Origin of the sequence: Thioalkalivibrio sp. ALE20 (assembly GCF_000381405.1) — a bacterium.
GTDB lineage: Bacteria > Pseudomonadota > Gammaproteobacteria > Ectothiorhodospirales > Ectothiorhodospiraceae > Thioalkalivibrio.
Genome location: NZ_KB906474.1, coordinates 91,762 through 113,416 on the forward strand (window position 1 = coordinate 91,762; position 21,655 = coordinate 113,416).

A 21,655-nucleotide genomic window follows, 5' to 3' on the forward strand; every position below is an offset into this window, starting at 1 on the left:
CACCCGACACGGAGCAGGCCCACCCGGGGCCGACCCTGCAACTGCTCCCGGGGCTCCCGGAGCCGGCGCGGGAACCTGACCCCGCTCCCGTCCCCGCGCCGGAGGCCCGGGAATGCTGGCTGGCCGTGCAGCTTCCGCATCTGGCCCTGGATCTTCAGGCCCGCCGCCGCGCGGATGCCGCCCGTCTCGCGCAGCATCCCCTGCTGATCGTGGAACGCGGGGAACGACCCCGGGTGCATGCCGCCAACCGTGCCGCGCGCCGCGCCGGCGCCCGCCCGGGCATGCCCCTGGGCGATGCCCTGGCCCTTCTGGACACCCCGGAACTGATCGAGGACGACCCGGCGGCCCGCGCGCGCGAGATTCACCAGCTCGCCGCCGCCCTGCTGCAGTTCAGCGACCACGTGCATCCCGAACCCGAAGAGCAGCGCATCCTGCTCGAGGTCGGGCGCAGCCGGCGCCTGTTCGGCGGGCTGCCGGCCCTGCGCGAACGGGCAGAGGCGGTGCTGCGCGAACTGGGTTTCCAGCCGCGCACCGGCATGGCCCGCAGCCCGGCCGCTGCACGGCTGTTCGCCGCGCACCGGCACCCGGAGATCCCCGAGGACCGCGACGCCCTGCGCCGCAACCTGGCACGCTTCCCGCTGAACACCCTGCCGTTGCCCGCGGGCACCCGCGAGGCCCTGCAGGCCACCGGCCTGCGGATGTTCGGTGACCTGCTGCGTCTGCCGCGCACGGAACTGGCACGACGCCACGAACCGGAACTTCTGCAGACCATCGACCGCCTGCTGGGTGATGCCCGCGAGGCCCTGCCGCGCTTTTGCCCCCCGGCCACCCTCGAACTCGCCCTGCGCCTGGATCACGAGATCCGCGCGAGCACCGCGCTGGTGTTCCCCCTGCGCCGCCTGCTGCAGCAGGCCGAGCAGCAACTGCGCGGGCAGGCCCTGAGCCTGCAGCGCATGCAGCTGGAACTGCGGCATCGCGAGACCACCACCCGCCTGAGCCTGGAACGCGGCCAGCCGGGCATCCGCGCGGCGGACTGGCTGAGCCTGTGGCAGACCCGACTGGAGCGCGAAACCCTGCAGGCCCCGGTCATCGGCCTGCGCCTGCACGCGGCCGACTTGCTGGACCCGCCCGCCACCGATGACGGCCTGCTGACCGGGGATCCCGCCGGCGAGAACAGCCCGGGCATGCACCTGCCCGCCGTGCTTGCCCGCCTGCGGGCACGCCTGGGGGCACAGAAGGTCGGCGGCCTGAGCAACCGGGGAACCCCGGCCCCGGAAGACGCGCAGGAGCCCGTCGGCTCCACCCTGCAACGGCTCCGATCCACGCCCGCGCCCGGCCCCGCGCAGCAGGCCTGCGGCACGGCCCTGTGGGTGCACGCGCCGGTGCCGGCAGCGGCCACGGATCTGCAGGGGCTGCAGCCCCTGGGACGCATGGAAAACGGCTGGTGGGACCGGGGAAACGATCAGCGCCGCGACTATGCCCTGGCGCGCGACCCCCGCGGTCGCGGGGTCTGGGTGTTCCGCTGCCTGCGCAGCGGGCAATGGTATCGCCAGGGCTACTGGGGATAGGACCCCGCGGTTACCGGTGGTGTTCGCCCGCCCGCTCCGGCTGAAACAGCACCTTGTCGATGCGCACGTGCATCACGCCCCCGCCCGGACGCGGCCACTCGATCTCCTCGCCCTCCGAGAGCCCGAGCAGGGCACTGCCCACCGGCGCCATGATCGACAGGGAAAGGCCGCCGCGGCAACGACGGACACTACAAAGCCGGGCACGCGGACGCCGGTGCCTCTGTCCCATCGATTCTGGGGGCGAATGACACAAAAGACAAACCCTCCGCACGATGTGATCCGCATCAAGGCCACACGGTCACCGAACTGCTACACAGGGGGCAGATGTGCATCCCGAGGCCCGCATGAATCTCCAGATGAACGAACCGTTGCCCGGCTTCGATCGCCCCCTCGAAGTCCTGCGTGCCTGTCATCGTCGCCTGAAGGGCTGTCTGGAGACGCTCGACCGCCTGCAGGCCCATGTCCCCGATCATGGTGCGGATGCCGAGGCCCAGGCCGCCGCCCAGCGGCTGCTGAAATATTTCCATGCCTCCGCACCGCACCACCATGCCGACGAGGACGAAGATCTGTTCCCGCGGCTCAAGGGCCTTGGCAATCATCCCGACTGCCATCCCCAGCTGCCCGACTGGCTGGACCGTCTTACCGCGGAGCACGAAACCCTGGAAAACGGCTGGTCCCGGCTGGAGCCGGCCCTGCTCGACATCGCCGAAGGACGCGATGCCTCGCTGGACGGCGCGGCGGAATGGATCGACCAGTACCGCCGCCATCTGGCCCTCGAGGAAGAAGCCGTGCTGCCGCTGGCCGAACACCTGCTGGACGCCGATCAATGCCGCGCCATCGGCGAATCCATGGCCCGCCGGCGCGACCTGGAACCGGAACCCCATGGCTGATTTCACTCTCGACCTGCGCGGGCTGGGCGACCATGCCCATACCCGCGCCTATTACACCCTGCGCGAACTCGGTGCCGGTCAGACCTTCGACGTGCTTGTGGAGGAAGAGCCCGAACTGCTGATGGCCGCGGTCGCACAGCAACTGCGTCATGCCATCCACTGGGAAACCGTCGAGGCCGGCCCGCCGCTGTGGACCCTGCGGGTCCGCCGGCGCGACGACACCGAACCCGTCGACCTGGTCGATCTCCTCACCCGCGACCACCTGCGTATCGACCGCCTGTTCGCCAGCGCCCTGCACCGGGTCAATGCCGGCGACGCCGAGGGCGCAGCCCCGGCGTTTCATGCCTACGTCGCCGGACTGCGACGCCACGTACACGTGGAGAACGAACTGATCGTCCCGCTGCTCGATCTGCCGCGCCATCCCCGCGGCGATGACCCGACCTCGATCATGCTGCGCGAACACGAGGAGCTGCTGGACCAGACCGCGATGCTGGAACACGAATTCACCGAGGGCGTGGACGAACCCTGGGCCATCGCACCGTTCTTCGCCCTGATCTCGGGTGGTCTGGCCAAACACGAAGGACGCGAGGAACAGAACCTGTTTCCCCACTGGAGCCGGCATTTGCGCGAACAACCCGATGTCGCGCGCGAACTCTTCGGCAAGGCCCGGAGCATGCTCATCGTCCCCGGCGAGACGGACGAAACGGAGGATTCGCCGGAAACGGATCGTTCCCGGGGGCCTGCCCGCTAAGGATCGTCGATGCCGGGCGTCAGGGTCTCCAGCCGGCCGTCCGGATACAGGCCGACCACCCCGGCCCGCCCGACGCCGCGCACCCGCACCCCGTCCGGGGTATGCGCCTCGTAGTCCTGGTGATGGTGCCCGTGAACGATCAGCCCGGCCCCCAGCAGCTCGGCCAGGCCGTCGATGGTGTCGAAGCCGCTGGCATGCGGCGACGGCGCCTCGTGGGTGACCAGGATGTCGGCCCGCAGCCCGCGCAGGCGCTCGATGTCTTCGGGATAGATGGAGGTGCGATGGCGCCGGGGCAGGCCCGGTTCGCGATCCCCGGCGCCCTGCCAGCGATCGCGTTCGGGGAGCTGCGCCACATGTTCGCTTCGGGTGAAGAAGACCGGCGCCTTGCAGCGCGGGCCCCGCGGGTACCAGACGCGGCCACGGAACACCCCGCCGAGACCCGCTACCGGTCGGCCGGCCACTTCCGCCACGCGCGCGTGCAGATTGCCCGCCACATAGGAACTGCCGAACACATGCGCCCAGGCCGCATCGGTATCACTCTCGTGATTGCCGGGGATCCAGTAGATCGCCGGCATCGTGGCACCCGTCGCCACGGCTTCCCGCAACGGCGCCAGTACGGCATCCAGTGACTGTTCGCGCAGTTCCATGTCCCCCAGCAGGACCACGGCCCGCGGCCGGTACCGTGCCACCGCCTCGATCAGGGGATCGAAGAGACCATGGGGGTCGCCATAGAACAGAATATCGGGTGCCACGCCGCTCCCGGGGGGTTCGCGAATGCGCCTACCCTAACGCATCCCCGCCCCCGGGCGCGCGCCGCCCGCGATCAGCGCAGGTAACGCCCGCGCAGCATGTTGTAGTACAGCGGCTTGATCATGTGCACCTTCAGCCGCCACCACATCCAGCTCGGCTGCCCCTGGTCGATGAAGCCGAAGGTCGGGACCTCCTCCAGGGTGTAGTCGAACTCGACCAGGGCCGCCTTGCCCACCTCGGTGATCAGCGGGCAGGAGGTGTAGCCGTCGAAACGCTGTTGCGGTTCGCGATCCTGCAGCACCGACACCAGGTTGTCCGGGGTCACCGACCCGTGGGCCCGGACCGTGGAGGCCGTCTTGCCAATCGCCGTGTCCACCACGTCACCCGCGCCGAACACGTTCGGGTAGCGGGCATGCTGCAGAGTCTGGTCGTCCACGGCCAGCCAGCCGCCTTCCGCCAGACTGCCGTCTTCCACCGCCAGACCGGCCTCACGCACCCAGTCGTGGGCGCGCATGGGCGGCACCACGTGCAGGTAGTCGTAGTCCACCGTCTCGCGATTACCGTCGCCGTCCACGAAGGTCGCACGGCGCAGCTCAGGCTCCACGCCCTGCAGCACGGACCCGGATTCGATCCCGACTCCGCGCTCGCGATAGATGTCGCGCACCATCCCGTCAAAACGTTCGACGCTGAACAGCGCGCCTTCCGGGGCGTGATAGTGGAATTCCATGCGATCCCGCTGCCCCGCCTTGCGCAGCAGGTCCTCCGCGATCAGGGTCGCCTTGATCGGTGCACCCGCGCACTTGATCGGCGTATTCGGAATGGTGAAGCGGGCCACCCCGCCCTGCTCGCCCAGGCGCTGCGTCTGTTCGTAGGCATGCCGCGCCTGCTCGGGGCCGGCATAGATACTGGTCAGGCCGTTCTGCCCGATATCCGCGCGCTCCAGGCCTTCGATCGCCTCGTAATCCAGATGGATCCCGGTGGCCACGACCAGGAAGTCATAATCCAGACGATCGCCGCCGGCGGTCTCGACCACCTGGCTCTCCGGATCCACTGCGGCCACGTAGTCCTTCTTCCAGTCGACGCCGCGCGGGATGTAATGCTCGTTGCGCGCGGTCACGTCGCTGACCGAATAGGTCCCGGCCGCGACCAGGGTCCAGCCGGGCTGGTAGTGATGGGTCTCGCTCGGCTCCACCACGGTGATGCGCGCCCCGTCCAGCAGGTCGCGCAACCGCGCCGCCACGGTCAGCCCGGCGGCGCCGCCGCCCAGCACAACGATCCGCGCGCGGGTCTGCACTCCGGCCTGCGCCGCCGCGGGCGCGGACCCCACGGCTGCCGCGGCGGTCAGCCCGCCGGTCAGTTTCAGGAAGTCCCGCCGCGAAAGTCCGTCCCGCAATACCAGCGGTGCCTTCGACGAACCTGCCTTATTGCGATCTGTCATGTGTATGCCTCCTCGCGACCCCGTCATCCCGCGGGGCGTCTTTTTCCGGAGCGGTCGCCGGTGGCGCCGCGCTTCAACCCTTCTGACATACAGTTTTCGTGCCAGTGCCACAAAACCCGCAAAAACCGCTTTCCGCGCGCCTCGGCCGCCCGACTCCGGACGCTTTGTCTGCCGTGACTGTCATTTCCATGTTCCAGACTGTCATGTGCGGCATGTACAACACCCCGGGACTACGAGGCTCGTCCCGGGCCGATGCCGCAAACCGCGTCGCAGCGCGAACACGCACGCCAGAGCGAGAACTGGCACGCAACTTGATTGTCATCCGGGCGGAACGCACCACGCGTCCTCTCTCAATCGTTCACGGAGGCAATGCCATGGAGCTTGACCCCTTACTCCTGTCACGACTGCAGTTCGCATTCGTCGTGTCATTTCACGCACTGTTCCCGGTATTCACCATCGGGCTCGCCTCGTTCATCGCCTTCCTGGAGTTCCGGGCCTGGCAGACCGGTGATGCCCTGTACACCCGGATCTCGAAGTTCTGGATCAAGATCTTCGCGGTCGTGTTCGGCATGGGGGTGGTCTCCGGGATCGTGATGTCCTTCCAGTTCGGCACGAACTGGAGCGTGTTCTCGTATGCCACGGCCAATTTCCTCGGGCCGGTGCTGTCCTACGAGGTCATCACTGCGTTCTTCCTGGAGGCGGCCTTCCTCGGCGTACTGCTGTTCGGTCGCGACCGTGTGCCGCAGGGCGTGCACGTTTTCGCGGCAATGATGGTGGCACTGGGCACCTTCATCTCGTCGTTCTGGATCCTGGTGGCCAACAGCTGGATGCAGACGCCCGGCGGTGTGGAGCTGGTTGACGGAGTTTTCCAGGTGACTTCCTGGGGTCAGGCCATCTTCAACGACAGCTTCTGGCCGCGTTTCTTCCACATGGGTCTGGCCTCGCTGCTGACCGCCGGCTTCGTGGTGGCGGGCGTCTCCGCCTACTACCTGCTGCGCAACAAGCACGTCGAGATGAACCGCAAGGCGCTGGGCGTGACCATGTGGATCCTGCTGTTCGCCGCCCCGGCCCAGCTGGTGGTGGGCGACATCCACGGCCTTAACACCTTCGAGCATCAGCCGACCAAGGTGGCGGCGATGGAAGGCGTCTGGGAGACCGAACGCGGGGCCCCGTTCCTGCTGTTCGCCATCCCCGATTCGGCCAACGAGACCAACCACTTCGAGATCGGGCTGCCCAACATGGCCTCGCTGGTGCTGACCCACGAACTGGACGGCGAGGTGCCCGGGCTGAACGAAGTGCCCGCCGAGGAACGTCCCCCGGTCGGCATCACCTTCTGGTCGTTCCGCATCATGCTGGCCATCGGCTTCGTCATGATCGGGTTCGCCCTGTGGAGCGCCTGGCTGCGGTTCCGTGGCGACCTGTACCAGTCCGAGCGTTTCCTCAAGGGCCTGACCTGGATGATCCCGACGCCGTTCGTCGCGGTGCTGGCGGGCTGGTTCGTAACCGAAACGGGCCGTGCGCCCTGGCTGGTCTACGAAATCATGGACCACGCGACCGGCCTCACGCCGTCGCTGACCGGTGGCATGGCGCTGTTCAGTCTGCTGGGTTACATCGCGGTGTATGCCGTGGTGTTCACCGCCGGCGTCTATTACATCGTGCGCATCGTGCGCAAGGGTCCGGAGCCGGACCATCCGGTGCAGGAGCCGCAGCACGCCAAGCGCCCGCTGTCGGCGGCCGATACGCCGTTCAACGACAACCCTGCCGCTGACGCAAGGAGCTGAAACCATGGTCGATATCACACTGGTATGGGTCGTGATCATCGCCGTCGGACTGGTCGGCTACGTCCTGATGGACGGGTTTGACCTGGGCGTGGGGATCCTCTTCCCCTTCGCCCCCGGCGAGCAGTCGCGCGACATCATGATGAACACGGTCGCCCCGGTCTGGGACGGGAACGAGACCTGGCTGATCCTCGGGGGCGCCGGCCTGCTGGCGGCCTTCCCGCTGGTCTACTCGGTGTTCCTGCCGGCGCTGTACATCGGGGTGTTCCTGATGCTGGCCGGGCTGATCTTCCGCGGCGTGGCCTTCGAGTTCCGCTTCAAGGCGAGCTCGGCGAAATCGCGGCGCGGCTGGAACGCCTCCTTCGCGATCGGCTCGATGGTGGCGGCCTTCGCCCAGGGCGCGGTCGTCGGGGCCTATATCCAGGGCTTCCAGATGGACGGGCTGAACTACGCCGGCACCGCGCTGGACTGGCTGACCCCGTTCACGGTGCTCACCGGTCTGGGACTGATGGCCGGCTACGCCCTGCTGGGCGCGACCTGGATGATCCTCAAGACCGAGGGTGAAACCCAGGCATTCGCCTACCGCGTGACCCCGTGGCTGCTGGGTGCCGTGCTGGTGGTGTTCGGGCTGGTCAGTGCGATCACGCCGTTCATTGATGCCAAGGTCATGGAACGCTGGATGGGCACCTTCGAGATCCTGTGGGTCCTTCCGGCCCTGGCGCTGCTGGCGGCCTGGCAGATCCTGCGCTCGGTGCGCCGGCGCCACGAAGGGCTGCCGTTCGTCGCCACGATCGCCCTGTTCATCTTCACCTTCCTGGGGCTGATCGTGAGCAAGTGGCCGTACGTGGTCCCGCCGGACTACACCTTCTGGGACGCCGCATCTTCCCCGGATGCGCAGCTGTTCATCCTGATCGGGGCGCTGTTCATCATCCCGATCATCCTCGGCTACACCGCGTGGACCTACTGGGTCTTCCGCGGCAAGGTCACGGCGGACGCGGGTTACCACTAGCGCCATCGCCTGACCTTTCAGGGTTTGCGACCGGGTCTTTCTCTCTCTCTCCGGACCCGGCTCGCAAGCAACCGCCCGCTGCGGGGCGTAAGGGAGACACTGCCCCGTATACGCGTTCGTGTTGGTGTCCCATGTTTTCCGAGACCAGGCGCGGCGCGCTGCCGGTAGTGGTTCTACCGGCAAGGGCCGCAACGCAGAATCGGGGAACATGGGACTCCAACCCCGAAGGGGCTCGGCCGCTTTTGCCCGCTGACGGCGTTGCGGCTCGTTCATGTAGCGCGGCTACACTTCACTCACCGCGCCTTGTCAGCGCGCAAAAGCGACTCGAGCACGAACGCGTATACGGGGCAGTGTCTCCCTGGGCGCCACGAACCTTCGGGTTCGTGGCGTTTTTTGTTTGCGGAGCACCGGAACACGATGCGGGAACATGACTCCAACCGGGAACACGGGAGACACTGCATCGCGCAGGGACCCATTCCCGGACACCGGAGCCGTCAGCATCGTGAACGAAAAGTTGCCCACAGAATCCGTGCCTCAATGGACACGCGGCCTGGACCGCGACGAGGTGGTCAGCATCCTCGACGTGTTTCAGGAGCCCGCCATCCTGCTGTCGCCGGATTACGACATCCTGGGTGCCAATCAGGCCTATCGGCATCTGTACGAGGTAGATGCCGGGGGCAACGGGCAACGCTGCTACGAAGCCTCGCACGACTTCCGACGGCCCTGTGATGAAGCGGGCGAGACCTGCCCTCTGCGTGACACCCTGGCCACCGGCAAGCCCAACCGCACGCTGCACGTCCACCACACGGCTCGCGGCAAGGAACACGTGGATGTCGAGATGTTCCCGATCCACGGTTCCGACGGCAAGCTGCGCTACCTGATCGAGGTTCTGCACCACCTTCCGGTCTCGTCGCCGCAGGCCGGGGAACAGGGGCTGGTCGGACAGTCCGCCGCCTTCAACGAGATGCTGGGGCTGGTCAGCCGGGTCGCGCCCAGCGAGGCATCGGTGCTGCTGCAGGGCGAGTCGGGCACCGGCAAGGAGCTGGTGGCCCGTGCCGTGCACGACCAGAGCCGCCGCGCGGAAGGCCCGTTCGTGCCGGTGGAATGCTCCGGCCTGACCGAGACCCTGTTCGAAAGCGAGCTCTTCGGCCATGAACGCGGGGCCTTCACCGGGGCCACCCATGCCAAGGCCGGGCTGGTGGAGTCCGCCGCCGGTGGCACGCTGTTCCTCGACGAGATCGGCGACGTGCCCCACGGGCTGCAGGTCAAGCTGCTGCGCCTGCTGGAGACCCGGACCTTCCGGCGGGTGGGCAGCACCGAACCGCGGCGCGCCGATTTCCGCCTGGTCTGTGCCTCGCACCGTGATCTCCGCCAGCTGGTCCGCGAAGGGGAATTTCGCGAGGACCTCTATTACCGGCTGAGCACCTTTCCCATTCGCGTACCGCCGCTGCGCGAACGCAAGGCCGACATCCCGATCCTGTCCCAGGCCCTGTTCGAGCGCCTCGAACTGCCGGCCCGCCCGTATCTCAGTCAGGGCGCGCGCGAGGTGCTGGAACGCTATCCCTTCCCCGGCAACATCCGCGAGCTGCGCAATATCCTGGAACGCGCCGCACTGCTCAGCGACGGCGAGGAGATCCGTGCGGAACACCTGGGCACCGAGGTGACCGAAGGCGTCGACGACCGCGATCTGCCGCCGCCGCGCGCGCTGGCCGGCGGCGAGATCCGCCCGCTGGAGGAAGTGGAACGCGAATACCTGCGTTACGCGGCCACCGTGCATCGGGGCGACCGGCGCTCGCTGGCGGCGCGTCTGGGACTCAGCGAGCGCAGCCTGTACCGGCACCTGCAGCGGCTGGATGACGACCTCTGAGCCGCACCCGCCGGTGCCGCTCCGCGTGGCGCATCAGCTCGTGACAACCCCGTAACAGCGATCCCCCAGCGGACAGCCGTCGCACAGCGGCCGTGGCCGACAGCGCTGTTTGCCGTGCTCCACGATCAGCGCATGCAGTTCGTTGAACGCCACGGTATCCGCACCCAGCTCGGCCTCCACCGAAGCCCGCAGCGTCTCGTAGCCGTCCCGCGCATGCGGTCGCCCGAGGCGTTTGAACAGTCGCCGGGTGTAGGCATCCACGACGAACACCGGGCGGTGGAAGGCGTACAGCACGATGTCATCGGCCGTTTCCGGACCGATGCCCTTTACCCCCAGCAGGGCCTCCCGCAGTGACCCGGTCTCCAGCGCAGACAGCGCCTCGATCCCGCCCGTCCGCTCGAGGAACGCCAGCAGGTGCCGCAGGCGCCCGGCCTTGACGTTGTAATACCCCGACGGGCGGATCCGCTCGGCCAGTTCCTCCGGCTCCAGGGCCGCCATCCCCGCCGGCGTCAGCGCATCCGCCTCGCGCAGGGCCGCAAGTGCGCGCTCCACGTTGCTCCAGGCCGTGTTCTGCGTCAGCACCGCCCCGACCATGACCTCGAACGCGGTCTCGGCCGGCCACCAGTGCAGCGGACCGTAATGCGCGTACAGCCGCTCCAGCACCGTGCGGCAGTCCGGCACCGCGGTGTCAGACCCGTCGGTCATGGCTCAGCGCCCCGGCCGGCCGCGTCCGCTGCGCGCCCCCCTGCCCCGGCACGCGCCGGGCTTGCCGGATTTGGCGGATTTGGCGGTCTTCGCCCCGGCACCCGGACGTGACGAACTCCAGCCCTCGCCCTTGTCGCGACCCCTGGCTGCCCCGCCCTTTTTCTTTTTCGGCCGTGTGCCGCGACGTTTCTCCGGCGGCTGCAGGTTCTCCGGCACATTCAGGCCCGCCTCGCGATACAGCGCGGCCACTTCGCCTACCTCCAGGTCACGCGCAGCGCCCGATTTCAGCCCGCGCCCCAGCACCACCGGCCCGTAGCGAACCCGGATCAGGCGGCTGACCGTGACTCCGACTGCATCCCACAGCCGCCGCACCAGGCGATTACGCCCCTCGCTCACGATCACGTGATACCACTGGTTCGCCCCGTCGCCGCCACCGGCCTCCAGCGCATCGAAGCGTGCCGGACCATCCTCCAGTTCAACGCCCTCCAGCAGCATCCGCCGGGTCTCTTCCGGGACTTCCCCCAGCACGCGCACGGCATATTCACGTTCCATCGCACCGGCCGGATGCATCAGGGCGTTGGCCAGTTCGCCGTCGGTGGTGAACAGCAGCAACCCGGAGGTGTTGAGGTCCAGGCGGCCCACCGCAACCCAGCGCTGGCCCTTGAGCTTCGGCAGGCTGGCAAACACCGGACGCCGGCCCTCGGGATCGGAGCGCGAACAGATCTCGCCGACCGGCTTGTGATAGGCGATCCAGCGGTCCGGATATTCCGGTCGCGTGACCACGCGGCCGCGCACCCGGATCACGTCATCCGGCCCCACGCGATCCCCCAGCGCGGCGGTGCGCTGGTTGATCTGCACCTCGCCGCGTTCGATCCATCCCTCGATCTCGCGCCGCGAACCCAGCCCGCGCGCCGCGAGGACCTTTTGTACCCGTTCCTGCATCGAGTCCTGCCACTGTTTATGATGACCGCCCACGATACACCAAGCGGATACCGCCATGAGCACGAATACGCCCGACACCGGCCATGAGGCCGGCCGTGAGACCGGGGATCCCGTCACCACGCCCCTGAACATCGCCGTGCTGACCGTCTCCGACAGCCGTTCGGCCGCCGAGGACCGCTCCGGCGACGCACTGGTGGAACGTCTGGAAAAGGCCGGTCACCGGCTCGCGGAGCGCGACATCCGGCCGGATGACATCTACGCCCTGCGCGCGGTGATTTCGCGCTGGATCGCGGACCCGCAGATCGACGCCATCCTCACCACCGGGGGCACCGGCATCACCGGCCGCGACGGCACCCCGGAGGCGGTGTCGGTGCTGCTGGACAAGACGATCGAGGGCTTCGGCGAGCTGTTCCGCATGCTGTCGTGGGAGGAGATTGGCACCTCCAGCCTGCAGTCGCGCGCCCTGTCCGGCGTGGCCAACGGCACCTATATCTTCGTACTGCCCGGTTCCACCGGCGCCTGCCGCACCGCCTGGGATCGCATCATCCGCGCCCAGCTCGACGACCGCACCATGCCCTGCAACCTGACCATGCTGATGCCGCGCCTGAAGGAGAGCTGAGACGCGCAGGAGGTCAGCCCCCTGACCGATCCCCTGACCGCTCCGGCACGGCATTCAGCCATCCACGTGGACCTGCAGCCAGTACTCCAGCAGCGCCGCGTGCCACAGCTTGGAACCCTGGATCCGGGTGAAATACTGGTCCGGGGCGTCCAGCAGTTTGTCGACGTAGGCCGGCTGATACAGCCCGCGCTCGCGCGCCGCACGCGAGTTGAGGATGTCGCGCATGAACTCGAGGAACTCGCCGCGCACGTATTTCAGCGCCGGTACCGGGAAATAGCCCTTGGGCCGGTCCAGCACCGCGTCCGGCAGACGGCCGCGGGCGATGCGCCGCAGGACGTCCTTGCCGCCGTCGCCCAGCTTCAGGTGCGGCGGCATCGCCGCGGCGGTCTCCACCAGTTCGTGGTCCAGGAACGGCACCCGCGCCTCCAGACCGAAGGCCATGGTCATGTTGTCCACGCGCTTGACCGGGTCGTCGACGATCAACGTGGTCACGTCCAGCGCCAGCACCGCGTCGATGAACGAATCCGCACGGTCGGTCTCGAGCTGGCGGAACTGCTCGCGCAGCCAGTCCCCGGTGATGTCGTCCGCCGGCGGATGGCGCAGCATCTCGGCCATCTCCGGGTGATCGCGGTCGAAGTAATGCCGGCGGAAGCGTTCCACCCAGTCGCCGTGACGATCCTCCGCCATCTGCGGGTACCAGAAATAGCCGCCGAAGACCTCGTCCGCCCCCTGGCCCGACTGCACCACCTTCACGTGCTGCGAGACCTGTTCGGAGAGCAGGTAGAACGCGACCGCGTCCTGCCCGAACATCGGTTCGGCCATGGCCTCCACGGCCTCCGGCAGCCGTGCGAGCACCTGGTCGTTGGGGATCAGCGTGGCCTGGTGATCGGTGGCGTAACGCTCCGCCACCGGATCGGAATACTCGAACTCGGAGCCCTTTTCCTCGGGCTGATCCTCGAACCCGACGGTAAATGTCCGCAGGTCGCGCGCCCCCTCTTCCATGGCCAGCGCCACCAGCAGGCTGGAATCCAGGCCGCCCGACAACAGCACCCCCACCGGTACATCCGCCACTTCCAGGCGCCGGCGCACCGCGCGGCGCAGGCCCGCCTCGATGCGTTCCTGCCATTCGGCGTCACTCACCGCCTCCGCAGGACGTCGGGCGTTCAGTTGCCAGTAGCACTGCTGGCGCTCCTGGCCGCGCGCATCGATGGTGATGTAATGCCCGGGTTCCAGCTTGCGCACGCCCCGCAACACGGTGCGCGGCGCCGGCACCACCGCATGCAGCGAGAACAGCATGTGCAGGCCCTCGGGATCCAGCTCGGTATCCACGCCGCCGCCGGCCAGCAGGGCCGCGGTATTGGAGGCGAACCGGACCCCGTCACCGGTGCGCGCGAGATACAGCGGCTTGATGCCCATGCGATCACGTCCCAGCAACAGGCGCTGGTGTTCCCCATCGAACAGCGCGAAGGCAAACATGCCGTGCAGCCGCGCCACCACGCCCTCGCCCCATTCGGCATACCCGCGCAGGATCACCTCCGTATCACCGCTGGAGAAGAAGCGGTGACCGCGCCCCTCGAGCTCGCTGCGCAGCGCGCGGAAGTTGTAGATCGCCCCGTTGAACACCAGCGAAAGTCCGGTCTCGGGGTCGAACATCGGCTGATGCGCCCGCTGCGACAGGTCCAGGATGGACAGCCGCCGGTGTCCCAGCGCCACCCGGCCCGAGGCCCACAGGCCATCGGCATCCGGGCCGCGGCGTTCCAGACAGGGCAGCATGCGCGCGACCGCATCCGCGTTCGCGCGCCGTTCGCCCCAGACAAATTCTCCGGCGATTCCGCACATGGGTTATGGATCCATCCCGGTCGAGGTTGGCGAAGTTTGAAAGGCCGTGCGCAGCGCGTCAGCCAGCGCCCGCCCGGCGATGCCGGCCGCGTCACCATCGGCTAGCGTCAGATAGAACGGGACGCGCACACGCCCGCCCGCCTCCAGCGGCAGTTCCGTCAGGCGCCCGGCGTCCAGATCCGCGGCGACCCGGTCCAGCGGGACCCAGGCAAACCCGACCCCGGAACGCAGCACCTCCAGCACCGTGGACACATGCCCCACGGTCCAGCGCTGGTCGGCGTCCAGCCAGCCGCCTTCACCGTTGCCACGGGCGCCCGAATCGCGCAGCACCACCTGGCGGTGCGGGCGCAGATTGCGACGCGTCAGGGGAGCGCCGGAGGTCGCCAGCGGGTGCCCCGGATGAGCGACACACACCATGGTCTGTTCCCCGATTTCCTGCGCCAGGAAATCCGAGGGCACCTGGGGCGCCAGCAGCATGTCCACGCGCCCCTGCTCCAGGCGCTGCGGACCGTCCTCCAGCACCACCTCGTGCAGCTGGATGCGGGTCGCCGGCTGTTCGCGCGAAAACGCCTCCAGGGCGTGGATGACCCGCGCGGCGGGGATGATCTGCTCCACCGCCAGGTGCAGTTCCGATTCCACACCGGTGGCCAGCGCGCCGGCCAGGGCCTCGATATCCGCGGCCTCCTCGAGCAGGTGTTCGGCGCGCCGCAACAGCGCATGGCCCGCCGGCGTCAGTTCCGCCTTGCGGCCCTGCAGCTCGAAGACCTCGACCCCCAGCTGTTCCTCCAGCTTCTGCACCGCGTGATTCACGCTGGAGGCGCTCTTGTGCACCCGCTCGGCGGCGCGGGCGAAACCGCCCGCATCCACCACCGCCTTGAGCATGCGCCACTGCTCGAGGGTTACCCGGGACATCCGCAGTCCGGGCTGTGCGTGCGCGCATGCCATTCCGCACGCATGCGCTCCACCGCCCGCGTCCCCAGCAGGACCACGTGCACGGTCGACGGATAGATGGTGCCGGCCGCACGCCATTGCTCGGCAAGCTCGGGCTCCTCGCCCCGCCGGATCAGGAAGAAGTCACGCCCCTCTTCCAGCTCACCCTCGCGGGCCCGGAACATGCGGAACGCCGTGCCCTTGGGCTGGCCGTTCCATTCGTCGACCTGACGCAGCGTCAGCACCGGCACATCGCGGTAGACCACCGGCTCGGGTTCCGGCCCGCCGGCATCCTCGCAACCATGAAAACGACCCGGAGCGCGCGGGTCCCAAGCGTCGGAAGCAATCATGGTGGCATTATGGCACGCACAGACGATGCGTCGACCACCCGCCGACCCCGAGGAATCGCATGGAACTGCTGCAGGATTACGGACTGTTCTTCGCCAAGGTCGTCACCGCCGTCATGGCGGTGCTGATCCTGATGAGCGCCTTTGTCGGGCTGATTGCCCGCAGCCGCGAGCGCCGGCCCGACCAGCTCAACGTCAAACGCCTGAACGACCGCTATGCACGCATGGAAAAGACCGTGCGCCGCGCGGTGGAAGGCCCGCGCACTCGCCTGCAGCGCCTGCGAGACCGCCTGCGCCGGCGCCGCCACCCCGGACACGCCTTTGATGGCAATGGCAATGGCAACGGCCAGGGCAACGGGACCCCCGATGGGTCGACGGAATCCGCCGGGAAAAGCGACGCCGACACCGCCGAATCGCCGGCCGACCCGTCCGCTTCTTCCGCACCCGGCGGAAAGCCGGTCAGCGAATCACCCACCGTGATCGAACTCGAACACGAAGAGGCCCCCGCGCCGCGGGTCTTCGTGCTGCGCTTTCAGGGCGACATTCGGGCGTCGGCAGTGGACAACCTGCGCGAAGAAATCACCGCCGTACTCACCCTGGCCGAGCCCGGCCGCGACCAGGCCGTGGTGTGCCTCGAGAGCCCCGGCGGCATGGTGCCGTCCTACGGGCTGGCCGCCTCGCAGCTCGGACGCCTGCGCGAGGCAGGACTGGATCTCACCGTGGTGGTCGACCGCGTGGCCGCCAGTGGCGGCTACATGATGGCCGCGGTCGGCCATCGCATCGTCGCCGCCCCGTTCGCCATCCTCGGCTCCATCGGGGTGGTGGCGCAGATCCCCAACCTGCATCGCTGGCTCGACCGCCACGACATCGACTTCGAACTGCTGACCGCCGGGGACTACAAGCGCACGCTGACCGTGTTCGGCGAGAATACCGACGCCGCCCGGCGCAAGTTCCAGGATCACCTCGACGAAACCCACGAACTGTTCAAGCAGTTCCTGCAGCGCTACCGCCCGCAGCTGGAACTGGACCGGGTCGCCACCGGCGAACACTGGTACGGGGACCAGGCCCGCGCCCTGGGGCTGGCCGACGAGATCGGCACCAGCGACGACCTGTTGATGAAACTGGCGCGTGAAGCCGAGGTCTTCGAGGTCTCCTATACCCGCGCGCAACCGATCGGCCGACGGATCGGCATGGCCGCCGAACAACTGCTGGAACGCGTGCTGCACGCCCGCAGCCCCGAAGAACACGCCCGCGGGCCGGGCGAACCGCCACGCTGACGGACACACTGACGGAATGGATCCGGCCCGTCCATGCGTCTTGCTGGTATAGCCAGCCCACATTGCAAGGGAGAACGTGATGTCCGCACATGCAAGCCGTATCGGTCCCCTCGCCAGCCTGGTCGCCGGGGCACTCCTGCTGGGCGCCCCGCTGACCGCCCCGGCACAGGACGACATGCCCTGGGGCTCCGCCGAGGTCAACCAGAAGGAGTACGAACCGGCCCGCGTGGTATATGACGTGGCCGTGGATACCGCGGACGAGATGGATTTCGTCCTCGACCGCGTCAGCATGCTCAACAACGTCTACGAGGCCGATCCGTTCGACTCGCATATCGTGCTGGTGCTGCACGGCCGCGAGGTGCCCTTCTTCACCCGCGATCAGTTCGATGAACATCGTGACCTGATGCGCCGCGCCGAGTCCCTGACCCGCGCCGGCAACATCGACATCCGCATGTGCGAGGCCTCCGCCGCCCTGCGCGGCATCGAGCCCGAGGACGTGCACGGGTTCGTGGAGATCGTCCCCATGGCCGACTCCGAGATCATCCACCTGCAGCAGGAAGGGTATTCCTACATGCAGTGAGCACCCGGCTTCCCGGCCGCGGTCACACTGCAGACCGGAAGACACAAAAAAGGCCGCCGGGGCAAACCCCGGCGGCCTTTTGGCTGTATTGGTCGGGACGGCAGGATTTGAACCTGCGACCCTCTGCACCCCATGCAGATGCGCTACCAGACTGCGCTACGCCCCGAACGCGACATATGGTAATCGAGTGCGGCCGATCGCGAAAGGGGGGCGATCCCGGGTGGCCGCCGCATGGCTCAGTTCCGCAGCACCTTCAGTACCGACTCCAGCTCCTGGATCGTGTCCTGGATGATCTGCCGGGCCTGCTGGTGATCCTCGCGCGCCTCGTCCCCGGAGAGCTTCTGCCGCGCGCCGCTGATGGTATAGCCTTCTTCGTACAGCAGCGCGCGGATCTGGCGGATCAGGATGACGTCCTGACGCTGGTAGTACCGCCGGTTGCCGCGCCGCTTGACCGGCTCCAGCATCGGGAACTCCTGCTCCCAGTAACGCAACACGTGCGGCTTGACCAGGCACAGCTCGGCGACTTCCCCGATGGTGAAATACCGCTTGCCCGGGATCGCCGGCAGCTCCTGGTGATTACTCGCTTCCAGCATAGCTCTCGACCCGTTCGCGCAGTTTCTGGCCCGGGCGGAAGGTCACGACCCGGCGCGCGGAGACCGGGATCTCTTCGCCGGTCTTGGGATTGCGCCCCGGGCGCTGGTTCTTGTCGCGCAGCACGAAATTGCCGAACCCCGAGAGCTTCACGCCCTCGCCGTCTTCCAGCGACTGCCGCATCTCCTCGAAGAACATTTCGACGAATTCCTTGGCCTCGCGTTTGTTCAGGCCCAGTTCCTCGTTCAGCGTGGCGGCCAGATCCGCCTTGGTCACAGCTGCCATCGATCAGTGCCTCAGGGTCGCATTGAACCGGCTTTCGAGGTGCGCCACCACCGCATCGGTCACGGCGGTCACATCGGAGTCATCAAGCGTGCGATCAAATGCCTGCAAAATCAAGCCCAGAGCCAGACTCTTCTCGCCCGGATTCAGGCCCTTGCCCCGGTAGACATCGAACAGCCGGACGTCACGCAGCAGCTCCAGGTCGAGTTCGCCGATCGCCGCCAGCAGATCCCCGGCGGGCACGTTCTCCTGCACGACCAGGGCCAGATCCCGCCGGATCGAGGGATAAGCCGACAGGGGCCGGAACTGCGCGACCGGGTCGGTACTGACGGTCCGTGCATCCAGGTCGAACAGGAACACCGGGGCCCCGAGGTCGAAATGTTCCGCCAGCGACGGATGCAGCTTGCCCACCCATCCGATCGCCTGCTCACCGGCCAGCACACGGGCACTCTGACCATCGTGCAGCGCGGGATGCTTTTCCGCGCGGAAGCGCAACGGCTCCGCCAGGTTGCCGCAAAGGGTCTCCACCTCGCCCTTCGCATCGAAGAAGTCCAGCTCGCGGGATGCCGTCTCCCAGTGCTCGGGCATGGCCCGTCCGCTCAGCAGCCCGGCCAGCCGGGGTTCCTGGGACAGACCGGAAGGCCCGGGCACGAAGCGCAGGCCGTGTTCGAACAGCCGCAGGTCGTACTGCTGCCGGGCCGTATTCCAGGCGGCCGTGCTCACCAGCCCCGGCCACAGGCCGGGGCGCATCACGCTCATGTCAGAGGCGATGGGGTTGGCCAGCGCCAGCGGCTCCACCTCGGGATAGAAGCGCTGCGAGACCTCGCGGTCGATGAAGCTGAAACTGATCACCTCGTGGAACCCGCGCCGGGTCAGCCCCTCGCGCAGCGCCTTCAGCCCGCCCGGCGGTGTCACCGGCGGCACCGCGCCCGGCAGGGTGCGCGGCAGCCGGTCATACCCGTGCACCCGCGCCAGTTCCTCGATCAGGTCTTCCTCGCGCTCCAGGTCGAATCGCGCACGCGGGGCCAACACCCGCCACGTGCCAGCGCCACCGGGCTCCACCACGCAGTCCAGCGCCCGCAGGATACGCTCCACCTCGCCGTCGTCCAGGGCAACCCCGAGCAGCCGCTCAATACGTCCGGCGCGCAGGGTGATCGGCCGTTCATCGTGCGTCGAGGGGATGTCGCCGGCCGTCTCCACGGGCCCGCAGGCGCCGCCGCAGATCGCCAGCAACAGCTCGGTGGCCCGCTCCATCGCGCGCGGCACCAGAGTGGGATCCACACCCCGCTCGAAACGGTGCGACGCATCGGTATGCAGCCCGTGTTCGCGCGCCCGGCCGGCCAGCGCATGCGGCGCGAAATGGGCACATTCCAGGACCACCCGGGTGGTGTCGTCATCCACCGCCGAAGCGGCTCCGCCCATGATTCCGGCCAGCGCCAGCGGCTGTGTTTCGCCGGCGATCACCAGATCCCGTGGCGACAGCTCTACCGTCTGCTCGCCGCCCAGCAGGGTCAGGGACTCGCCCTCGCCGCCCCGGCGCACGCGAATTACTTCGCCGGCACGGTCGGCATCGAAGGCATGCAGCGGCTGACCCAGCTCCAGCATCACGTAGTTGGTCACGTCGACAATCGCGGAGAGCGGGCGCACGCCGGCCCGGCGCAGGCGTTCGGACATCCACAGCGGCGTGGGCGCCCGGGCATCCAGGCCCTCGAGGATCCGTCCCGAGTAGATCGGGCAGGCCTGTGCATCATCGACGGTCACGCGCACGCGTCGATCCAGCGTCGCTTCCACCGCGGGCGCCGGGCGGACCTGCAGCGGCCGGTCCAGCAGGGCCGAGCACTCGCGGGCGATCCCGCGCATGCCCAGACAGTCCGCGCGATTGGGTGTCAGGTCGACCTCCAGCACATGATCGTCCAGACCCAGCGCCGCGCGCAGGTCGCTGCCGATTTCCAGGTCCGCGGGCAGATCCAGCAGCCCCTCGGCGTCCTCGGCCAGGCCGATCTCGCGTGCGGAACAGAGCATCCCTTCGGAGGTCACGCCACGCAGCTTCGAGCGCTTGATGCGGAACTCGCCCGGCAGCTCCGCCCCGATCATCGCGACCGGTGCCACCATCCCCGTATAGACGTTGGGTGCGCCGCAGACGATGTTCAGCGGTTCGGCCTCGCCCGCCTCCACCTGACACACCCGCAGGCGATCGGCGTCCGGGTGCGGCTCCACCGCGGTGACGCGGCCAACCCGCACGCCGTGGAACGCCGGCGCCGCCGGCTCGATGGCGTCCAGCTCCAGCCCGGCCATGGTCAGCCGGTGCCCGAGATCCTGCGGGGTCTCGTCGATCTGCAGCCAGTCCTGCAGCCATTCGATACTGATGCGCATTAGCCTGCCTGCCCGAATTGCCCGATGAAGCGGATATCGTTGTCGAAGAACAGCCGGAGGTCATTGACGCCGTGGCGCAGCATGGCCATGCGCTCCACGCCCAGGCCGAACGCGAACCCGGTGTATTCCTCGGGGTCGATCCCGACATGGCCCAGCACGTTGGGATGCACCATCCCGCAGCCCATCACCTCGAGCCAGCCGGTGTGCTTGCATACGCGGCAACCGTCGCCGCCGCAGTGCACGCACTGGATGTCCACCTCGGCCGAGGGCTCGGTGAAGGGAAAATACGACGGCCGGAAGCGCGTGGCCAGGTCATCGCGTTCGAAGAAGCCGCGCAGAAACGCATCCAGGACCCCGCGCAGATCGGCAAAGGTAATGTCCTCGTCCACGCACAGCCCCTCGATCTGATGGAACATCGGGCTGTGGGTCAGATCCGAATCGCAGCGGTAGACCCGCCCCGGCGCGATCGCCCGCAGCGGCGGTTTCTGCTGTTCCATCGCGCGAATCTGCACCGACGAGGTATGCGTACGCAGCACGCGGTGGGCATCGAAGTAGAACGTGTCGTGCATCGCCCGCGCCGGATGATGCGCCGGGATGTTCAGGGCCTCGAAATTGTGGGTGTCGTCTTCCACTTCCGGGCCCTCCGCCACGCGGAATCCCAGCCCGGCGAAGAAATGCTCGATGCGTTCGATGGTCGACGTGATGGGGTGCAGTGCCCCGCCCGCGGGCCGTCGCCCCGGCAGGGTTACGTCCACCCGTTCGCGCGCCAGCTGCGCCTCGCGTTCGGCCTCGGCCAGCGCGGTCCTGCGCGCCTCGATCGCCTCCGCGACGCGTTCCTTGGCCGCGTTCACCGCCTGTCCCGCGGCCGGCCGTTCTTCCGCCGGCAGCCGTCCCAGCTCCTTGAGCTGGGCGGTCAGCACGCCCTTCTTGCCCAGATAATGGACCCGAACGTCATCCAGCGCCTTGAGGTCCGTGGCGGCCTCGACACGCGCCAGCGCCTCGTCGGTCAGCTCCTGCAATTGCTCCACGTACGATCCCCCTTGCAAACAAAAAAGGGAGGGCCTGAACCCTCCCCTTTCGGGATTCCCGCATGATCCGGGATTGCCGGCCGTCCCCTCC

General features: G+C 68.2%; 20 protein-coding genes, 1 tRNA gene and 1 pseudogene. 9 read left to right on the forward strand and 13 right to left on the reverse strand.

The annotated features are described in order from the left end of the window. Positions 1-119 precede the first annotated feature (119 nt). Complete coding sequence (locus F790_RS0107570) at positions 120-1,568, forward strand: DNA polymerase Y family protein (RefSeq protein ID WP_026332893.1); 1,449 nt, start codon at positions 120-122, stop codon at positions 1,566-1,568. 10 nt (positions 1,569-1,578) lie between these two features. On the opposite strand, the pseudogene F790_RS13760 reads toward F790_RS0107570, so the two are convergent. Continuing rightward, positions 1,579-1,737: pseudogene (locus tag F790_RS13760) on the reverse strand (GreA/GreB family elongation factor); the annotation flags it as partial. A 175-nt stretch (positions 1,738-1,912) separates the two neighbouring features. On the opposite strand from F790_RS13760, the gene F790_RS0107580 reads away from it, so the two are divergent. Both F790_RS0107580 and F790_RS0107585 read left to right on the forward strand, forming a co-directional pair. Continuing rightward, entirely contained in the window at positions 1,913-2,458 is a 546-nt protein-coding gene (locus F790_RS0107580; RefSeq protein ID WP_019570345.1) for a hemerythrin domain-containing protein, read from the forward strand. Beyond that, a complete protein-coding gene (locus F790_RS0107585) occupies positions 2,451-3,209 on the forward strand; it encodes a hemerythrin domain-containing protein (RefSeq protein ID WP_018869338.1) in 759 nt (252 codons plus the stop codon). Before F790_RS0107580 ends, F790_RS0107585 begins: the two co-directional genes overlap by 8 nt. Here F790_RS0107585 and F790_RS0107590 read toward each other — a convergent pair. After that, positions 3,206-3,961 carry a metallophosphoesterase gene (locus F790_RS0107590; protein ID WP_019591270.1) on the reverse strand — a complete coding sequence of 252 codons (756 nt, stop codon included), beginning with the start codon at positions 3,959-3,961 and terminating at the stop codon, positions 3,206-3,208. The genes F790_RS0107585 and F790_RS0107590 overlap by 4 nt on opposite strands. Before the next feature lie 71 nt (positions 3,962-4,032). Then, positions 4,033-5,397, reverse strand: coding sequence for an NAD(P)/FAD-dependent oxidoreductase (locus F790_RS0107595; RefSeq protein WP_019021997.1), 1,365 nt, complete (start codon positions 5,395-5,397; stop codon positions 4,033-4,035). Between the two features lie 374 nt (positions 5,398-5,771). Between F790_RS0107595 and F790_RS0107600 the strand changes: the two genes are divergently transcribed. From F790_RS0107600 to F790_RS0107610, 3 genes are all read left to right on the forward strand, one after another. Beyond that, entirely contained in the window at positions 5,772-7,178 is a 1,407-nt protein-coding gene (locus F790_RS0107600; RefSeq protein WP_019590247.1) for a cytochrome ubiquinol oxidase subunit I, read from the forward strand. A gap of 4 nt (positions 7,179-7,182) precedes the next feature. Beyond that, on the forward strand, positions 7,183-8,184 hold the full coding sequence (cydB, locus tag F790_RS0107605; RefSeq protein ID WP_019591271.1) for a cytochrome d ubiquinol oxidase subunit II: 1,002 nt from the start codon (positions 7,183-7,185) through the stop codon (positions 8,182-8,184). Positions 8,185-8,686: 502 nt separating this feature from the next. Then, positions 8,687-10,051 carry a sigma-54-dependent Fis family transcriptional regulator gene (locus F790_RS0107610; protein ID WP_019021994.1) on the forward strand — a complete coding sequence of 455 codons (1,365 nt, stop codon included), beginning with the start codon at positions 8,687-8,689 and terminating at the stop codon, positions 10,049-10,051. A 33-nt stretch (positions 10,052-10,084) separates the two neighbouring features. Here F790_RS0107610 and F790_RS0107615 read toward each other — a convergent pair whose 3' ends face one another. Together F790_RS0107615 and rluB are read right to left on the reverse strand one after the other, a co-directional pair. Next, positions 10,085-10,756 carry an endonuclease III domain-containing protein gene (locus tag F790_RS0107615; protein WP_019591272.1) on the reverse strand — a complete coding sequence of 224 codons (672 nt, stop codon included), beginning with the start codon at positions 10,754-10,756 and terminating at the stop codon, positions 10,085-10,087. A gap of 3 nt (positions 10,757-10,759) precedes the next feature. Next, a complete protein-coding gene (rluB, locus tag F790_RS0107620; protein WP_019591273.1) occupies positions 10,760-11,698 on the reverse strand; it encodes a 23S rRNA pseudouridine(2605) synthase RluB in 939 nt (312 codons plus the stop codon). A gap of 55 nt (positions 11,699-11,753) precedes the next feature. Between rluB and moaB the strand changes: the two genes are divergently transcribed. Then, entirely contained in the window at positions 11,754-12,317 is a 564-nt protein-coding gene (gene moaB, locus F790_RS0107625) for a molybdenum cofactor biosynthesis protein B (protein WP_019591274.1), read from the forward strand. Positions 12,318-12,371: 54 nt separating this feature from the next. Here the strand turns inward: moaB and F790_RS0107630 are convergent, their stop codons facing one another. Genes F790_RS0107630 through F790_RS0107640 form a run of 3 tightly spaced genes read right to left on the reverse strand, consistent with a single transcriptional unit; the run spans position 12,372 to position 15,436 of the window. After that, positions 12,372-14,156 (reverse strand): N-acetylglutaminylglutamine amidotransferase, encoded by a 1,785-nt coding sequence (locus tag F790_RS0107630; RefSeq protein ID WP_019591275.1) that lies wholly within the window; start codon positions 14,154-14,156, stop codon positions 12,372-12,374. Between the two features lie 3 nt (positions 14,157-14,159). Further along, a complete protein-coding gene (locus F790_RS0107635; protein ID WP_019591276.1) occupies positions 14,160-15,068 on the reverse strand; it encodes a LysR family transcriptional regulator in 909 nt (302 codons plus the stop codon). Then, positions 15,056-15,436 (reverse strand): hypothetical protein, encoded by a 381-nt coding sequence (locus tag F790_RS0107640; protein ID WP_028491127.1) that lies wholly within the window; start codon positions 15,434-15,436, stop codon positions 15,056-15,058. The genes F790_RS0107635 and F790_RS0107640 overlap by 13 nt, the downstream gene beginning before the upstream one ends. 59 nt (positions 15,437-15,495) lie before the next feature. Between F790_RS0107640 and sohB the strand changes: the two genes are divergently transcribed. Both sohB and F790_RS0107650 read left to right on the forward strand, forming a co-directional pair. Beyond that, positions 15,496-16,710, forward strand: coding sequence for a protease SohB (gene sohB, locus F790_RS0107645; protein ID WP_019591277.1), 1,215 nt, complete (start codon positions 15,496-15,498; stop codon positions 16,708-16,710). Between the two features lie 79 nt (positions 16,711-16,789). Then, on the forward strand, positions 16,790-17,290 hold the full coding sequence (locus F790_RS0107650) for a DsrE family protein (RefSeq protein ID WP_018869325.1): 501 nt from the start codon (positions 16,790-16,792) through the stop codon (positions 17,288-17,290). Between the two features lie 89 nt (positions 17,291-17,379). On the opposite strand, the gene F790_RS0107655 is transcribed toward F790_RS0107650, so the two are convergent. The 5 genes from F790_RS0107655 to pheS all read right to left on the reverse strand — a co-directional run bounded on the left by F790_RS0107655 (position 17,380) and on the right by pheS (position 21,564). Continuing rightward, positions 17,380-17,456 (reverse strand) — tRNA-Pro (locus tag F790_RS0107655). 70 nt (positions 17,457-17,526) lie between these two features. Next, the gene (locus F790_RS0107660; protein WP_019021987.1) at positions 17,527-17,883 is read right to left on the reverse strand and encodes a MerR family transcriptional regulator; all 357 of its coding nucleotides are present in this window, start codon (positions 17,881-17,883) and stop codon (positions 17,527-17,529) included. Further along, positions 17,867-18,166: an integration host factor subunit alpha gene (locus tag F790_RS0107665; protein ID WP_024329755.1), complete on the reverse strand. Its 300-nt coding sequence runs from the start codon at positions 18,164-18,166 to the stop codon at positions 17,867-17,869. Before F790_RS0107665 ends, F790_RS0107660 begins: the two co-directional genes overlap by 17 nt. A gap of 3 nt (positions 18,167-18,169) precedes the next feature. Next, entirely contained in the window at positions 18,170-20,536 is a 2,367-nt protein-coding gene (gene pheT, locus F790_RS0107670; RefSeq protein WP_019591278.1) for a phenylalanine--tRNA ligase subunit beta, read from the reverse strand. Beyond that, the gene (pheS, locus tag F790_RS0107675) at positions 20,536-21,564 is read right to left on the reverse strand and encodes a phenylalanine--tRNA ligase subunit alpha (RefSeq protein WP_019591279.1); all 1,029 of its coding nucleotides are present in this window, start codon (positions 21,562-21,564) and stop codon (positions 20,536-20,538) included. Before pheS ends, pheT begins: the two co-directional genes overlap by 1 nt. Positions 21,565-21,655: the final 91 nt, after the last annotated feature.

What these genes read in the sequence shown, in the direction of transcription:
- F790_RS0107580 (WP_019570345.1), top strand. Translation starts at nt 1,913, where the DNA reads ATGAATCTCCAGATGAACGAACCGTTGCCCGGCTTCGATCGCCCCCTC.
- F790_RS0107585 (WP_018869338.1), top strand. Translation starts at nt 2,451, where the DNA reads ATGGCTGATTTCACTCTCGACCTGCGCGGGCTGGGCGACCATGCCCAT.
- F790_RS0107595 (WP_019021997.1), bottom strand. Translation starts at nt 5,397, where the DNA reads ATGACAGATCGCAATAAGGCAGGTTCGTCGAAGGCACCGCTGGTATTG.
- F790_RS0107600 (WP_019590247.1), top strand. Translation starts at nt 5,772, where the DNA reads ATGGAGCTTGACCCCTTACTCCTGTCACGACTGCAGTTCGCATTCGTC.
- cydB (WP_019591271.1), top strand. Translation starts at nt 7,183, where the DNA reads ATGGTCGATATCACACTGGTATGGGTCGTGATCATCGCCGTCGGACTG.
- F790_RS0107615 (WP_019591272.1), bottom strand. Translation starts at nt 10,756, where the DNA reads ATGACCGACGGGTCTGACACCGCGGTGCCGGACTGCCGCACGGTGCTG.
- rluB (WP_019591273.1), bottom strand. Translation starts at nt 11,698, where the DNA reads ATGCAGGAACGGGTACAAAAGGTCCTCGCGGCGCGCGGGCTGGGTTCG.
- moaB (WP_019591274.1), top strand. Translation starts at nt 11,754, where the DNA reads ATGAGCACGAATACGCCCGACACCGGCCATGAGGCCGGCCGTGAGACC.
- F790_RS0107630 (WP_019591275.1), bottom strand. Translation starts at nt 14,156, where the DNA reads ATGTGCGGAATCGCCGGAGAATTTGTCTGGGGCGAACGGCGCGCGAAC.
- F790_RS0107635 (WP_019591276.1), bottom strand. Translation starts at nt 15,068, where the DNA reads ATGTCCCGGGTAACCCTCGAGCAGTGGCGCATGCTCAAGGCGGTGGTG.
- F790_RS0107640 (WP_028491127.1), bottom strand. Translation starts at nt 15,436, where the DNA reads ATGATTGCTTCCGACGCTTGGGACCCGCGCGCTCCGGGTCGTTTTCAT.
- sohB (WP_019591277.1), top strand. Translation starts at nt 15,496, where the DNA reads ATGGAACTGCTGCAGGATTACGGACTGTTCTTCGCCAAGGTCGTCACC.
- F790_RS0107650 (WP_018869325.1), top strand. Translation starts at nt 16,790, where the DNA reads ATGTCCGCACATGCAAGCCGTATCGGTCCCCTCGCCAGCCTGGTCGCC.
- F790_RS0107660 (WP_019021987.1), bottom strand. Translation starts at nt 17,883, where the DNA reads ATGCTGGAAGCGAGTAATCACCAGGAGCTGCCGGCGATCCCGGGCAAG.
- F790_RS0107665 (WP_024329755.1), bottom strand. Translation starts at nt 18,166, where the DNA reads ATGGCAGCTGTGACCAAGGCGGATCTGGCCGCCACGCTGAACGAGGAA.
- pheT (WP_019591278.1), bottom strand. Translation starts at nt 20,536, where the DNA reads ATGCGCATCAGTATCGAATGGCTGCAGGACTGGCTGCAGATCGACGAG.